The organism is Xenorhabdus bakwenae (assembly GCF_030272115.1).
Taxonomy (GTDB): Bacteria; Pseudomonadota; Gammaproteobacteria; order Enterobacterales; family Enterobacteriaceae; genus Xenorhabdus; species Xenorhabdus bakwenae.
The window spans coordinates 905635-920816 of the sequence record NZ_CP119194.1; the positions used below are offsets into that span (position 1 = coordinate 905635).

10 protein-coding genes, 1 tRNA gene and 1 pseudogene are annotated in these 15182 nt (G+C 40.3%); 6 read left to right on the plus strand and 6 right to left on the minus strand.

Annotated elements, in window-relative coordinates; translation table 11 throughout:
* Nucleotides 1-363 precede the first annotated feature (363 nt).
* The gene (locus PXH59_RS05185) at nt 364-2310 is read left to right on the plus strand and encodes a DNA topoisomerase III (protein WP_047771906.1); all 1947 of its coding nucleotides are present in this window, start codon (nt 364-366) and stop codon (nt 2308-2310) included.
* A 56-nt stretch (nt 2311-2366) separates the two neighbouring features.
* On the opposite strand, the gene xthA is transcribed toward PXH59_RS05185, so the two are convergent.
* Nucleotides 2367-3173 carry an exodeoxyribonuclease III gene (xthA, locus tag PXH59_RS05190; RefSeq protein WP_285810653.1) on the minus strand — a complete coding sequence of 269 codons (807 nt, stop codon included), beginning with the start codon at nt 3171-3173 and terminating at the stop codon, nt 2367-2369.
* 651 nt (nt 3174-3824) lie between these two features.
* Between xthA and PXH59_RS05195 the strand changes: the two genes are divergently transcribed.
* Nucleotides 3825-4688: a helix-turn-helix domain-containing protein gene (locus PXH59_RS05195; RefSeq protein ID WP_047770987.1), complete on the plus strand. Its 864-nt coding sequence runs from the start codon at nt 3825-3827 to the stop codon at nt 4686-4688.
* A gap of 328 nt (nt 4689-5016) precedes the next feature.
* Here PXH59_RS05195 and PXH59_RS05200 read toward each other — a convergent pair.
* The 3 genes from PXH59_RS05200 to PXH59_RS05210 all read right to left on the minus strand — a co-directional run bounded on the left by PXH59_RS05200 (nt 5017) and on the right by PXH59_RS05210 (nt 6689).
* A tRNA-Tyr gene (locus PXH59_RS05200) sits at nt 5017-5101 on the minus strand.
* A gap of 210 nt (nt 5102-5311) precedes the next feature.
* Nucleotides 5312-6160 carry a formyltetrahydrofolate deformylase gene (gene purU, locus PXH59_RS05205; protein WP_047770986.1) on the minus strand — a complete coding sequence of 283 codons (849 nt, stop codon included), beginning with the start codon at nt 6158-6160 and terminating at the stop codon, nt 5312-5314.
* Between the two features lie 67 nt (nt 6161-6227).
* Nucleotides 6228-6689: a YchJ family protein gene (locus PXH59_RS05210; protein ID WP_285810655.1), complete on the minus strand. Its 462-nt coding sequence runs from the start codon at nt 6687-6689 to the stop codon at nt 6228-6230.
* A gap of 245 nt (nt 6690-6934) precedes the next feature.
* Here PXH59_RS05210 and galU point away from each other — a divergent pair, with 245 nt between their 5' ends.
* From galU to PXH59_RS05225, 3 genes and pseudogenes are all read left to right on the plus strand, one after another.
* On the plus strand, nt 6935-7852 hold the full coding sequence (gene galU / locus PXH59_RS05215) for a UTP--glucose-1-phosphate uridylyltransferase GalU (RefSeq protein ID WP_285810656.1): 918 nt from the start codon (nt 6935-6937) through the stop codon (nt 7850-7852).
* Between the two features lie 24 nt (nt 7853-7876).
* A pseudogene (locus tag PXH59_RS05220) lies at nt 7877-9221 on the plus strand (UDP-glucose dehydrogenase family protein).
* 8 nt (nt 9222-9229) lie between these two features.
* A complete protein-coding gene (locus tag PXH59_RS05225; RefSeq protein WP_285810658.1) occupies nt 9230-10237 on the plus strand; it encodes an NAD-dependent epimerase in 1008 nt (335 codons plus the stop codon).
* Between the two features lie 238 nt (nt 10238-10475).
* On the opposite strand, the gene PXH59_RS05230 is transcribed toward PXH59_RS05225, so the two are convergent.
* The gene (locus tag PXH59_RS05230) at nt 10476-10877 is read right to left on the minus strand and encodes an H-NS family histone-like protein (RefSeq protein ID WP_047770981.1); all 402 of its coding nucleotides are present in this window, start codon (nt 10875-10877) and stop codon (nt 10476-10478) included.
* A 643-nt stretch (nt 10878-11520) separates the two neighbouring features.
* Here PXH59_RS05230 and PXH59_RS05235 point away from each other — a divergent pair.
* A complete protein-coding gene (locus PXH59_RS05235; protein WP_047770980.1) occupies nt 11521-12117 on the plus strand; it encodes a thymidine kinase in 597 nt (198 codons plus the stop codon).
* Between the two features lie 238 nt (nt 12118-12355).
* Here the strand turns inward: PXH59_RS05235 and adhE are convergent, their stop codons facing one another.
* The gene (gene adhE / locus PXH59_RS05240; protein WP_285810661.1) at nt 12356-15013 is read right to left on the minus strand and encodes a bifunctional acetaldehyde-CoA/alcohol dehydrogenase; all 2658 of its coding nucleotides are present in this window, start codon (nt 15011-15013) and stop codon (nt 12356-12358) included.
* Between the last annotated feature and the right edge of the window lie 169 nt (nt 15014-15182).

A 15182-nucleotide genomic window follows, 5' to 3' on the forward strand; every position in this document is an offset into this window, starting at 1 on the left:
AAATTAAACAAATTTTCAGTTCAATAAATGTACAAAATGTGAGTTTGGAGGAACATCGGCGTTGATGGGTAAAATTTGGTCGGTTATTGGTTGTGAAATCTCATATACTGAGTGGACTGAGGGGCATGGGAAGGTAGGGGTTACCACTAGTATTGATCTGGCTGAATAGATGGAGCGAGGTGAAGGATTTAGAAATAAGTGGGTATGTAATGAAAAATGATATAGACGCTGATATATTTATTTATCAATACAAAATGAACTCAGAAGATGTTTTACCAAAGGTTTTGATAAACAGGACAATATACCGGATAATATTTAGTGTTTAATTATAATTTAAATTTAAAATCAAATGGATAGAATTCCATGCGTCTTTTTATTGCAGAAAAACCCAGTCTTGCGAGAGCCATCGCGGATGTTTTACCGAAGCCCCATCGACGTGGGGATGGGTTTATCGAATGCGGTGATAACCAGTTTGTGACTTGGTGTGTTGGTCATCTATTGGAACAGGCCGAACCCGATGCTTACGATAGCCGTTACGCTCGTTGGGTATTGGCTGATTTACCGATCATTCCTGAAAAATGGCAACTAAAGCCACGGGCAGCCGTGGCCAAACAGCTCAACATTATTAAATCCCTGCTGGAAAGAGCGACCGAAATCATCCATGCAGGTGACCCTGATCGTGAAGGTCAATTGCTGGTGGATGAAGTGCTGGATTTTTTAGATCTGGATACTGAGAGAAAATACAATGTCCAGCGATGCCTGATTAATGACCTGAATCATCAGGCGGTCGCAAAAGCGATTGAACGGCTGAGGAGCAATCGGGAGTTTATCCCCTTATGTGTTTCTGCACTCGCCAGAGCCAGAGCAGACTGGCTTTATGGTATCAATATGACCCGTGCTTATACCTTATTAGGCAAAAGTGCAGGTTATCAAGGGGTATTATCGGTTGGGCGGGTTCAAACGCCTATTTTAGGTTTGGTTGTGCGTCGTGATGAAGAGATAGAAAATTTCGTGCCGAAAGACTTCTTTGAGGTCAAAGCACATGTTGTTACACCTGATGAAGAGCGATTTACCGCTTTATGGCAACCCAGTGAATCGTGCATTGATTTTCAGGATGAAGAAGGGCGAATTATTCACCGGCCGTTAGCTGAACATGTCGTTGCGCGTATTGCCGGACAACCCGCCTATGTCTCTTCCTATCAGGATAAGCGTGAATCAGAAACAGCCCCATTGCCTTTTTCTCTTTCATCCTTACAGATTGAAGCGGCCAAACGTTTTGGCTTGAGTGCTCAGGATGTACTTGACATTTGTCAGCGGCTTTATGAAACCCATAAATTGATCACTTATCCGCGCTCTGATTGTCGTTACCTGCCGGAAGAGCATTTTGTCGGGCGTCATGCGGTCCTGAATGCCATTTCGATTCATGCTACCCATTTACTTCCACAGAATGCTTTAGATATAGGGCAAAAGAACCGCTGTTGGGATGATAAGAAGGTTGATGCTCATCATGCCATTATTCCTGCTGCACGTAGTAGCCAAGTCAATTTAACCGAAAATGAAAGCCATATTTATAGCTTGATTGCGCGGCAATATCTGATGCAGTTTTTTCCTGACGCGGTATTTCGGAAATGTACGATTGAACTTGATATTGCAGGTGGAAAATTTATCGCCAAGGCACGTTTTCTGGCAGAAGCGGGTTGGAGGACCCTGCTTGGCAACAAGGAACGGGATGAAGAGAATGAAGGCACGCCATTACCTGTTGTTGCTAAAGGAGATGAATTATTGTGTGAGAAAGGCGAAGTGGTGGAAAGACAGACACAACCTCCACGGCCTTTCACAGATGCAACATTATTGTCTGCAATGACTGGCATAGCTCGGTTTGTGCAGGATAAAGCTTTGAAAAAGGTGCTTCGTGCCACTGATGGCCTGGGGACGGAAGCGACTCGAGCAGGGATCATTGAGCTGCTATTCAAACGGGATTTCCTGTACAAAAAAGGGCGTTATATTCACGCGACTCCGGCTGGCAGGGCTTTAATTCATGTCTTGCCGGACATGGCGGTATTGCCGGATATGACTGCACATTGGGAATCTCGGTTGACGCAAATCAGCGAAAAGCAATTCCGTTATCAGGATTTTATGTTCCCCCTTCAGGAAACATTGCAGCAGTTGATTTGGCAGGCAAAACAACATCGTAATTTGACGGCTTTTAGGGACTTGCCTCCTGTTCCCGTTAATGCCAAAAAAGGGAAAGGAAAGCAGGCAAAATCCAGCAAGAGCAGGGCAAAGAAAGATCAAGCCAATCAGGGATGATCCCGAAATGCTGACACAGCACCATAATGGGTGGTGCTGTGTTTCATGGTCGCTGTTTATATCTTAAACTCAGTCCAGACAGGGGCATGATCGGATGGTTTTTCCATGCTGCGGATAGCATAATCGATACCAGAAGAGATACATCTTTTTGCCAACGGATGGCTGGCAAGCAGCAAATCAATGCGCAGCCCACGATTATCATCAAAGCCTTTTGAGCGATAGTCGAACCAAGAAAACTGGTCATTGACTTCGGGGCTTAGTGCTCGGAATGTATCGATGAGTCCCCAGTTTTTCAAGCGTTCTATCCATTCACGCTCTTCTGGCAAAAAAGAACATTTCCCCGTCTTTAACCAGCGTTTCTGGTTGTTTTCTCCGATGCCAATATCGAGATCTGTTGGACTGATATTCATGTCTCCCATAATCAGAATGTGTGATTCTGGAGAATGGTTAATTTCCAGGTAAGACAGTAGATCCTGATAAAACTTTTCTTTTGCAGGAAATTTAATCAGATGGTCACGGCTCTCCCCTTGCGGAAAATAGCCATTGATTACAGTTAATAAACCAAGCGGTGTCTCGATATCGGCCATAATAATGCGGCGCTGTGCATCATCGTCATCAGTAGGAAAACCTTTACGGATATCTACGGGTTGTTGGCGAGTGAGCAGTGCGACACCGTAGTGTGATTTTTGACCATGGTAAAAGACGTGATAACCCAGCTTACTGACTTCTTCCAGAGGAAACATTTCATCATGGACTTTTATTTCTTGTAATCCGATAACATCAGGTTGGTGTTGTTCAACAATGGCAGCAAGTTGATGATGACGTGCTCTTAATCCATTAATATTGAATGATATAAATTTCATATTGTTATAATCACCTATAAAATATTCTTATTCTTAATATTAACAGATACAAATAAGGATGTAACTATTTATTAAATAATAAATTTCACCTGATTATCTTGATAATTCGCTATTTTACTCACATATGTAATACTATACTGATTATAATACTCTCGTTACCTCAAATTTAAAGTGTCGAATCGATTTTTAAATAATAAAAAGACACCAAATCAATAAATAGTAAATTAATGGATTTATAATAATTTACTAATTGTTATGTGTTATATTCAACAGTTGATATTATAATTTCCCGTGAGAGTTTTTATTATTGAAATTTATTTTATGTTGTGTGTTACAAAAATTAATTAATGAAAAAGTAGAAGAGTTAATCAATCTCTGATAGAAATTTGAATGTGTAGGTCATGGTTATATTTATTAATGGCTTACAATCACAGTGGAATATTCATCATGATATAGATGAATAATATAGTTCATCTAAACCGCATTATTGCATCAGGGACTGGTATTTTATATAAATGCCATTTGAAAAATACTTATTTTTATTGTACAAAGCTATACCTTCATAATATCAAGTTTGATTTAGCGGTTACCTGATGGAAGGCCATTTCAAGGAAATTATTTTAGCCACAAGTTACATAGGAACGGTGAATTATGTTTTTTTCTCGTAAATTAGAAGCATTCATGGCGGTGGTGGAAATGGGTTCTTTAAGCAAAGCGGCAAGAGTGATGAACCGTACGACTCCCCCAGTCGCTAAATCAATTAAAGACTTTGAAGCGACGTTAGGAAAGCGCTTATTCAAAAGGGAGAAGTTTGGGATGATTCTGACCAAAGACGGAGTGGAGTTATATAATGACTTAAAAGAGCTCTATTTGAAAGAGAAAGAAATTACAAAGAAACACATTAGCGGGAGTATTTGTAATGTTGTAAATATATACCATGATTGGGGTAAGAAAAAGCATCTGATTTCACTTTATAAAGCAGCGGACAGAAATAATGCTCAAGTGAATATATTACGCTTCAGTTATGATAACATTGATGAAATAGTTGACTATGAGGGCAATACAATAATTTTAAGTTCGGAAAAAATACTTAGTGATCGATTCAGTCTGGTAAGGAAAATTGATGGCCCAAATTTGGGGATCTGCTGCCGCAAAGAGTTATTGGATGAAGTCAATGGGGACTTTACTCAATTGCTGAGAAAGAGAACGTGGTTATGTGATCCCGTGCTCTATAAAGGCAATTTGATAAAGAATCTGGAAGAGGAAATGATAAAAAACGGAGAAAAAGTTAATATTCGACAGATGGATAATATAGAATGCTGTCTCAATTTTATCCAGTCAACCGATTATATTTTTATTACAGATTCCCACTCCGGTGCACTGGAAGAGGGAGAAAGTCTGGGCTTCATTCCTATATCACGGCCTGATGCAATTAATCAGTGTTATGTCTACAAATCAAAATCTCATTCAAGCGTGTTAAATCGTTTCATCGACTCCGTCAGTGATATGGAGTAACTGACAGCATGAGCGGAGTTTCTCAGCTCCGCTATGGGTGTTTACCTAAATGCATTAAAAGAGCTTAGAACAGATTTTTTGATGGTGGTGAGGAAGGATGATGTGCCATTTCGTTCCTCACCTTTGGCTTATCTAGGTATTACGCATCTTGACATTTCATCTTGCTTCTCCTTGCCCATAACCATTCTATGGTATTCCAATTTGAATGTTAGCTTGAACGTATTAACACTTTCCAAATCGAGATATTTTATGAACCAGTAAGCTATAATTTACTGTTTAGTAAGATAAGTATGTTTTTTGATTTTTATATAATGAAATGTGTTCTTGATGGTGGTGGGGGAAGGATTCGAACCTTCGAAGTCTGTGACGGCAGATTTACAGTCTGCTCCCTTTGGCCGCTCGGGAACCCCACCAGATTTTGAATTATATACTGTCGTTAGCAGCGAGCGGCATAATATCAGATAAACCGCCGCTGTAAAGCAGATAATTGAAAATAAAGTATCGTACGCTTGCTTTTTGATCCGGATGCTCATATTACAACCTATTGGGTGATAAGGTTGCATTTTGTCCAAACAGCTATAGGCACAATACCTTATTGTTTATTAAAAAGATAACATGGTTTATTAAAGAATGACGGTACGGTTGCCATATACAAAAACCCGCTGGGAAAATACCCAGTGTAATGCTTGGCTCAATACATTCTTTTCGACATCCCGTCCTGCACGCATCATCTCCTCAGCGGTATAGGTGTGATCCACATTTATCACATCTTGGGTGATAATCGGGCCTTCATCCAAATTGTCATTTACATAATGAGCCGTCGCACCAATAATTTTCACACCACGCTCATAAGCCTGATGGTAAGGGCGAGCACCGATAAATGCGGGTAAGAATGAATGGTGAATGTTGATTATTTGATTTGGGTAATATTGAACAAATGCTGGTGTTAAGACTCGCATATACTTGGCCAGCACAACATAATCCGGCTTATATTGATCAATTTGAGCCATCAATGCTTCGTCATGTTGTTCACGGGTTAGACCTTCATGACTGATGTAATGGAATGGGATATCAAACTGCTCAATCAATTTTTGCAAAGTAGTATGATTGCCGATGACAGCCGCAATTTCGACATCCAGTCCACCATAGACACTTTTGACTAAAATGTCGCCAATGCAATGCGCTTCTTTTGTCACCATGATAACGATACGGCGTCGGCCTGCTGTATTTAATTCACGGTTTGAACCCGCTGGGAGAGCGTCATCCAAATCGGCCAGAAGAGTTTCGTCATTAAAAATACCCTCCAGTTCGGTACGCATAAAAAATCGTCCAGTGCGATGATCAACAAACTCATTATTTTGAACGATGTTTAATTGATGTTTGTAACAAATGTTTGTGATTTTTGCGATTAATCCTTTGGAATCAGGACAAATCGTACGCAAGATTTTTTTTTGTATGTTTGCGTTTTGCATGGATTACGAGAACCTCAAATATTCTTCACTGTGTGTGAGTGGTTGCGTTTGATATTTAGATGCTGATTTAACCACAGCATTTCTTATATTTTTTGCCTGAACGACATGGGCAAGGGCTATTTCGGCCTATTTCAGGGCGTATGCCATCTATATAAAACCAACGCTGATCAAGGCACAAAAAACGTGAGCGCTCATGAATCAATTGCTTATCTTGCTTTCCTTGTTCAATAAAGCAAGCAGAAAATTCAACATAAGCTTCGTTATTATGTTTCCCCTGATTAGTTTCGAGGACATTTAATCCCAGCCATTGTACACCGGCAAAACTTTGTTCTATTTCAGTACGCCAATTTTCAGACTGGCAATCCGGGTGCCAGGTTGCGATAAGATAGTCTGCATTTTGTGTAACGTAAGCACTATATCTGGAACGCATCAGGGATTCAGCATTTGGGGCATGAAGATGGTTTTCAAGATAGGGGCTACAGCAAAAGTCGAAAGATGAGCCACTGCCGCAGGGACACATGTTTGTCAAAATAGCTCCAGTTATTTAAAGTGGTTGCAGATTATCGTTAATTGTAAGGTAAATCAGTATTTATTGAACAGGATTAAATGCCAGCGCACTGTATATCTGGCCGAATTAACTGGTGTATACTCGTGCGCGTTATTTTTTGCGAGTGCTATTTTCCTCACACATACGATTTTTTTTTGAGAGTTAATGCTATTGTTTAAACTGTAAAGGAATTTTTCAGTGAAAACATAGCAGTAGGAGACGATGTAATGTCAGTAATAAATAAAAAGGTCAAAAAAGCGGTTATACCTGTTGCTGGTTTGGGAACCCGGATGTTGCCAGCCACCAAAGCCATCCCAAAAGAAATGCTCCCCTTGGTGGATAAACCACTTATTCAGTATGTGGTCAATGAGTGTATCAAAGCAGGGATTAATGAGATCATTCTGGTCACACATTCATCCAAGAACTCGATAGAAAACCATTTTGATACCAGCTTTGAGTTGGAAGCGATTCTTGAGAAAAGAGTTAAGCGCCAGTTATTGGACGAGATACAATCTATCTGTCCAAATCATGTGACCATCATGCAAACCCGTCAAGGAATAGCAAAAGGATTGGGACATGCCGTGTTATGTGCTAAACCCCTTATTGGTGATGAGCCGTTCGCTGTTGTTCTGCCTGATGTTATTTTGGATGAGTACAGTACCGACCTATCAAAATATAATTTGAGCGAAATGTTATTACGCTTCAACAGCAGTGGTGCAAGCCAAATTCTGGTTGAACCTGTCCCTGTAGAAAGTGTTGCGGATTATGGCATTGTTGATTGCCTGGGTGAAAGTTTACAGCCTGGGGATAGCAAACCTATTGTCCGTGTGGTTGAAAAACCAAAACCGGAAGAAGCACCATCGAATCTTTCCATTGTTGGTCGTTATGTATTATCCGAAAAAATCTGGCCATTATTGGCTAAAACTGCGCCAGGGGCAGGCGATGAAATACAACTGACAGATGCTATTGCCATGCTGATGGAAAAAGAGTCCGTTGAGGCTTATCACTTGCAAGGTCGTAGTCATGATTGTGGTAATAAGTTGGGTTATATGCAGGCATTTGTTGAATATGGCATGAAACATAAAGAATGGGGCAAGTCATTCACGGATTGGATCATGACCCTGCAAAATCAGTTTGAAAAATAATCTACTCGTACTTTAAGGTGTGATATGAAAGTTACTGTATTTGGTATTGGCTACGTAGGTTTAGTGCAAGCAACCGTATTTGCTGAAGTAGGGCATGATGTTCTTTGTGTCGATGTTGATGCAAAAAAAAGTCGAAAACCTAAAAAACGGTCAAATTCCTATCTTTGAGCCGGGCTTGACGCCCTTGGTAAAGAAAAATCATGCTGAAGGACGGCTGAATTTTACAACGGATGCCAAAGCCGGTATTGCTCATGGCAAATTACAGTTTATTGCAGTAGGCACACCTCCCGATGAAGATGGCTCTGCTGATCTTAAGTATGTTACTGCTGTAGCCAGAACGATTGCGGAAAATATGGATGGTTACAAAGTTGTTGTTGACAAGTCAACTGTGCCGGTAGGTACGGCTGATAAAGTCAGGGCAGTGATGCAAGCAACACTGGCAGAGCGTAATCTGGAACTTCCATTTGATGTCGTTTCCAATCCTGAGTTTTTGAAAGAAGGCGCCGCTATTGCTGATTGTATGCGACCTGAACGCATTATTATTGGTTGTGATAATGATGATGTGGTTGATGTCATGCGTGAACTGTATGAGCCATTTAATCGTAATCATGATCGCATGATAGTCATGGATATCCGCAGTGCTGAATTGACTAAATATGCAGCTAATTGCATGTTGGCGACAAAAATCAGTTTTATGAATGAAATGGCTAACTTGGCTGAAATGCTGGGAGCTGACATTGAGCATGTGCGTCAGGGAATTGGTTCCGACTCACGCATCGGATATCACTTTATTTACCCTGGATGTGGATATGGCGGATCATGTTTCCCTAAAGATGTTCAGGCATTGATCCGGACTTCTGAACAAATTGGATATACACCCAAAATTCTTCAGGCAGTGGAGCAGGTTAACGAAAAACAGAAAAGTAAATTACCTGCTTTTGTAAGACACCATTTTGGTGATGATTTATCGGACAAGACATTTGCTATTTGGGGGCTGTCATTTAAACCTAATACAGATGACATGCGTGCAGCATCGAGCCGTGTCTTGATGGAAACGTTATGGAAATACGGCGCTAACGTTCAGGCGTATGATCCTGAAGCTATGCAGGAAGCCCAACGTATTTATGGGCAGCGTGATGATCTCTCTTTAATGGGAACAAAAGAAGCGGCATTAAAAGGTGCTGATGCTTTGATTATCTGTACAGAGTGGCAAAATTTCAGAGCACCTGATTTTGATGTGATTAAGGATTCATTAAAAACGCCTGTGATTTTTGATGGACGCAATCTTTATGATCCCGAACGCCTGCAATCGCGTGGTTTTACTTATTATGGTATTGGTCGCGGTGCCTCAATCAAACCCGTCATTTGAGTTAATTTATGAAATTTTTAGTTACAGGCTCTGCTGGTTTTATAGGTTTTCATGTTAGTCAGCGGCTATTGAATATGGGGTATGAGGTTGTTGGTATCGATAACCTCAACGATTATTATGATGTTAATTTGAAACAGGCGAGATTAAATTTATTACTCTCTTATTCAAATTTCAAATTTCAAAAATTAGACCTGGCTGACAGAGTTGCAATACCCGAATTGTTTGCGAAACATCAATTCCAGCGAGTTATCCATTTAGGGGCTCAACCGGGTGTGCGTTATTCAATACAAAACCCTATGGCATATATAGATGCCAATATCGTCGGTCATATCAATATACTTGAAGGTTCCCGCCATCATTCTGTAGAGCATCTATTATATGCATCTTCCAGTTCAGTCTATGGCTTAAATAAAAAGCAACCTTTTTCTACTGATGACTCCGTTGATCACCCGGTTTCTTTATATGCAGCAACAAAAAAAGCCGATGAGTTAATGTCTCACAGCTATTCACATCTTTATCAACTTCCCACTACAGGATTAAGATTTTTTACCGTATATGGACCGTGGGGGCGTCCTGACATGGCTTTATTTAAATTCACTAAAGCTATGTTAGAAGGTCAGCCAATTGATGTTTATAATCATGGTAATATGGTGAGAGATTTCACATATATTGATGACATTGTTGAATCTATAATCAGATTGCAGGATATCATTCCTGCCTCCAATAAAGACTGGTCAGTTGAGGATGGGCAAATATCTGCCAGCTCTGCGCCATACCGGGTTTACAATATTGGAAATGGACAACCGACAAAACTGGGTGACTTTATTGAAGCCATTGAAACCTCATTAGGAATTGAGGCAAAGAAAAACTTTATGGAAATTCAAGATGGCGATGTATTGTCAACATGTGCAGATTCAAACGCGCTTTACAATAAGATTGGTTTTTCACCTAACACACCGGTAAAGGAAGGGGTGAAACGATTTACCGATTGGTATTTAGGCTTTTATCAGAAGTGATGACAGCAAAAATAGAAAAGGAGCGGTTAGCTCCTTTTCTATAAGTTTATGTTAATAAAAAACTAAGTTAGTGTTAAATTGTTTTTTATCACATCGAGAATATGAAGATGACTTAGTCACTAATATAGCTCTTTGTGTTTCTACATCAGCCCGTAATTAACCTAGTTAGTTAATATTAATCATAAAACAAAAATACCCTATCAAGGGTATTTTTGTTATCAGGTCTTAAAGCAACTGATTAGATCAGGAAATCTTCCAGTTTTTTACCTTCTTCTTCAATTGCTTTTTTGATTACAGCGGGGGTACGGCCTTGGCCAGTCCAGGTTTTAGTTTCACCTTCATCAATGTATGAATATTTAGCTGGACGCGCGGCACGTTTAGATTTACCAGTAGATTTACCACTTAAAGCATCTACTAAATCGCTTAATTCAATACCATCTTTTTCCAGCATTTCACGGTATTCTTGAAGTTTACGTGTACGCTCTTCTATTTGTACACGAGCCTGATTTTCTTCGTCACGACGTTCTTCAACAACAGTCGTAAGTTTTTCCAGCATTTCTTCCAAAGTAGTAAGTTCACATTCTCTTGCTTGTGCGCGCAAGGTACGGATGTTATTTAAGGATTTTAAATTTTCGCTCATTGTCCTGGTCTCAAATTATAATGATGATAGCTGATGTAGAGATAATAATAGAATGCTATTTTATTTTCTGCAATAGTGAATTTACTTTCTTAGGCTAAAACATGTCATTTTAAAATGCAATTTTTGAAGTAATCGATATATTGCGTTTTAATCCGGCTATTAGGTTTACCATTTTTCAATAAGAATGAAGGGGATTACTGTAAAGTTTAGTAAGGGATAAAACTTAGGGTATAAAACTAATTTATAGTCAATGCGTAAGAAACATTAACTGTTTTTCTGAAAATAAGTTGATGAGTAAGTGTAAGATGAAAGTTTTTTATGGGTAATCCATTAGTTATGATCATGGTGGGTGAATTGAACAAAAGTAAACCACTATGATTATTAATATTCAAAGGATGAGGGTAAAAATAGCTATTTTCTTTTTATGTTAATTTTGTGCATTTGGTATGCAGGAAGTCCTTGTGGTGCTGATTTTATATGCGCAAATGTGATGATTATCATGAAAATAATCTTTTCTTATTCATTTTAATTTGTTTCTGTTACTCCACATTTGACAATGACAGGGATAATTTTAACCAGAGTTTGTGGTAAACTGGTGCTGTTATATCGCCTGATTAAATTTGACAAGAGGATGAACAGGCCAATGGCTCAGCTTTATTTTTATTATTCCGCCATGAACGCAGGGAAATCAACTTCCTTATTGCAGTCTTCCTATAACTATAACGAAAGGGGAATGAGAACGCTGATCTTTACAGCAGAGATCGATACTCGATTCGGTAAAGGAAAGGTCAGTTCCCGTATTGGATTATCCGCTGGAGCGTTGTTGTTTTCACCAAAAACAAATATTGCTGAACTTATCAGAAAGGAAAATAGGGCAGAAAAAGTCCATTGCGTTTTGATTGATGAATGCCAATTTTTAACGAAAGAGCACGTCGAGCAACTGTGTGAAATTGTAGATTATGATGATATCCCTGTTCTTTGTTATGGTTTAAGGACAGATTTTCAAGGTGAGTTATTCAGCGGCAGTGAATATCTCCTTGCGTGGTCAGATAAATTGGTAGAGTTGAAAACAATCTGTCATTGTGGGAGAAAAGCCAGCTGTGTACTTCGTTTTGGCAACGATGGCAACGTTGTTTACGATGGTGCTCAGGTTGATATTGGTGGTAACGAAAAATACGTCTCTGTGTGTCGCAGGCATTATACTGACGTTATTCGTGAAGCCAGGGCCAAAAAGGTTTAATACGCCGCCAGTTGTCATCGAGAAATCTAAAACTATATATACCAATCCAACGTCAGGATGCGTGTTATATTTCCTCGCGCAGCGGGGAAATATAAGGCCTCGCGTCGTCAGGCGGATTGCAACTTGAAGTTTATCGAGTATAGGCTGAGAAGGCTGGAAAATAAAATAGTAAAAAGGCGCCGGGTTGCCCTAACGCCTTTTAAGTTACATCCATCAGCCTATCATTTATTATTCTTTCTTACTTATTATTTTTTCTATTTGATTTGACTGCCCCCAGTGGTTTGTCCTCTTCGGTAAATTTACGGCCATAAAAAGAATCTAGCAGCAGTTGTTTCAATTCAGAAATTAATGGGTAGCGCGGATTTGCACCGGTGCATTGGTCATCAAATGCGTCTTCTGCAAGCTTGTCGATTTTTGCCAGGAAATCAGCTTCTTGCACCCCTGTTTCACGAATTGAAGCTGGAATATCTAGTTGAGACTTCATTTCGTCCAGCCAGGCCAATAGTTTTTCAATCTTGGCAGCAGTACGATCATCTGATGAGGTTAGCCCCAAATGATCTGCAATTTCCGCATAGCGACGTCGTGCTTGTGGACGATCATATTGGCTAAAAGCAGTCTGTTTTGTTGGATTATTATTAGCGTTGTAGCGGATTACGTTACAAATTAACAGGGCATTAGCTAAACCATGAGGGATATGAAACTCAGAGCCAAGCTTGTGGGCCATAGAGTGGCATACGCCCAAGAACGCATTAGCAAAGGCAATACCTGCTATCGTCGCTGCATTATGGACACGTTCGCGCGCAACGGGGTTTTTTGCCCCTTCGTGGTAACTAACCGGCAGATAATCTTTTAGCAGCTTTAGTGCTTGCAGTGCTTGCCCATCAGAATATTCATTGGCTAAAACAGAAACGTAGGCTTCCAATGCGTGGGTTACTGCATCCAGACCACCAAAAGCACATAGCGATTTTGGCATATCCATGACCAGGTTCGCGTCAACAATCGCCATATCAGGGGTGAGTGCGTAGTCTGCCAAAGGATATTTCTGCCCGGTGACGTCATCGGTAACAACCGCGAAAGGTGTGACTTCTGAACCCGTGCCTGAGGTGGTGGTAATGGCGACCAATTTAGCTTTTACACCCATTTTGGGGAATTTATAGATACGTTTACGGATATCCATAAAGCGCAGAGCCAGTTCCTCAAAATGGGTTTCTGGATGCTCATACATCACCCACATAATTTTAGCCGCATCCATCGGGGAACCGCCGCCAAGGGCAATGATGACATCCGGTTTAAACAGATGCATGTGTTCAGCACCTTTGCGAACGATGCTTAATGTTGGATCTGCCTCGACTTCGAAGAATACTTCAGTTTCAACGCCATAAGATTTCAAGACATTAATAACCTGATCGGCATAACCGTTATTGAATAAGAAACGGTCTGTCACAATAAAAGCGCGTTTAACACCATCGGTAGCGACTTCTTCCAACGCAATGGGCAGAGAGCCGCGTCGGAAATAAATTGATTTTGGAAGTTTATGCCACAACATATTTTCGGCTCTTTTAGCGACGGTTTTTGTATTGATCAGGTGTTTTGGCCCAACATTTTCAGAAATAGAGTTGCCTCCCCAAGAACCACAACCTAGCGTCAGAGAAGGAGACAGCTTAAAGTTGTACAAGTCTCCGATACCACCTTGAGATGCAGGTGTGTTGATCAAAATACGTGCGGTCTTCATTTTGTGACCAAAGTATTTAATACGCTCTGCCTGATTATCTTGTTCGGTATAGAGGCATGAAGTATGTCCAATACCCCCCATCTCAACCAGTTTCTCGGCTTTTTCGACTGCATCTTCAAAGTTTTTGCCACGATACATGGCAAGCAGTGGTGAGAGCTTTTCATGGGCAAAAGGCTCGGTTTCATCTGCCAGAGTCACTTCACCAATCAGAATTTTAGTGCTTTCAGGAACATTGAGACCGGCCATTTCAGCAATTTTTGTTGCAGGTTGACCTACAATCGCTGCATTTAAGTTACCGTTTTTCAAAATAATATCCTGTACGGCTTTTAACTCTTCTCCCTGGAGAAGATAGGCACCATGAGTTGAAAACCGCTCACGAATCTGCTCATAAATAGCATCAACAACAATGACAGATTGTTCTGAAGCACAAATCACGCCGTTATCAAACGTCTTAGACATCAGGATAGATGCAACAGCACGTTTAATATCCGCTGATTCATCAATCACCACGGGGGTATTGCCAGCACCGACACCAATAGCGGGTTTACCTGAGCTATAGGCTGCTTTGACCATGCCAGGGCCACCGGTTGCCAGAATCAGGTTAATATCCGGGTGGTGCATTAAGGCATTGGAAAGTTCAACGGAAGGTTCATCTATCCAACCAATAATGTCTTTTGGTGCCCCTGCGTTCACCGCTGCATTTAAGACGATTTCTGCCGCTTTGTTCGTCGCTTTTTTGGCGCGTGGATGAGGAGAAAAAATAATACCATTACGGGTTTTCAGGCTGATAAGTGCTTTGAAAATGGCAGTAGATGTTGGGTTTGTTGTTGGAATAATTCCGCAAATCAGGCCAATAGGTTCAGCAATAGTAATAGTACCGAAAGTACTGTCTTCAGACAAAATACCGCAAGTTTTATCATCTTTATAGGCATTATAAATATACTCAGAAGCGAAGTGGTTTTTGATCACTTTATCTTCCACAATTCCCATACCTGATTCAGATACGGCTAATTTTGCCAGTGGAATACGAGCGTCAGCAGCGGCAAGGGCCGCAGCCCGGAAAATTCGGTCAACTTGCTCCTGAGTAAAATTAGCAAATTCATGTTGGGCTTTTTTTACGCGAGCAACTAATTCATTGAGTTCTGCGACTTGAGTTACAGCCATAAAAATTACTCCTGATAAATGTTAAATTTTTTAAGGCAATCAGATGCAATATTGTTAGGGTATTAAATAATATTATGAGATTAATCGTTTGGATTTCATCGTGAATACCGCTAATTGCCTTAAAAAATTGCTTAACAAAATGATTAATCTAGTAATAGTTTCTTTCCTT